Annotated in this window: 1 protein-coding gene; it reads right to left on the bottom strand. The window is 59.6% G+C overall.

Annotation, left to right across the window (positions count from 1 at the left end; all coding sequences use genetic code 11):
* The coding region (locus ADICYQ_RS31195; protein WP_040415531.1) for an integrase catalytic domain-containing protein at positions 1-527 on the bottom strand (527 nt) is incomplete at both ends.

Below are 527 nucleotides of genomic sequence, written 5' to 3'. Positions count from 1 at the left end.
AACTCCAGCTCGCCGGCGGTGTCGTAACGGTGGTATCCGACCACTTGCCGCACGATGTGCCAGTTCTTCTGCTCGACGTGAGCACCGTCATTCTTGTTCCCCGACCTCGACCTGGTAAACGTCAACTTGTTCTGCTCACACCAACGGAACAGCTCCCAGTTGATGAACTCGCTTCCGTTGTCGGAATCGATCCCGAGGATCGGGAACGGGAACGACGCGGTGACATCCTTGATCGCTTGGAACACCCATTTCTGCGCCTTGTTCTTCACCGAGCGGGTCTCAGTCCACCCGGTCGCGATATCAGTAACATCCAGGGTGAAACAGAACTCACCACTGCTGTTGCCACCCTCGTGGCCGACCAAGTCGATCTCCACAAAACCCGGCACCGCGTCGTTCCAATCAGCCCAGGTCCGCATCGGGATCGAGTCCTTCAACAGTGTTCCCGGCTTGGTATGGGACCTGCCGCGCAGGATCAGCTTCGCCCGATCCGCAGCGAGGCGCCGGTCGATCGTGGCCGGCGCGATCTT

The organism is Cyclobacterium qasimii M12-11B, assembly GCF_000427295.1.
GTDB lineage: Bacteria > Bacteroidota > Bacteroidia > Cytophagales > Cyclobacteriaceae > Cyclobacterium > Cyclobacterium qasimii.
Note: the sequence above shows the minus strand (reverse complement) of the source record. Positions and strands in the feature narration are given on the sequence as shown.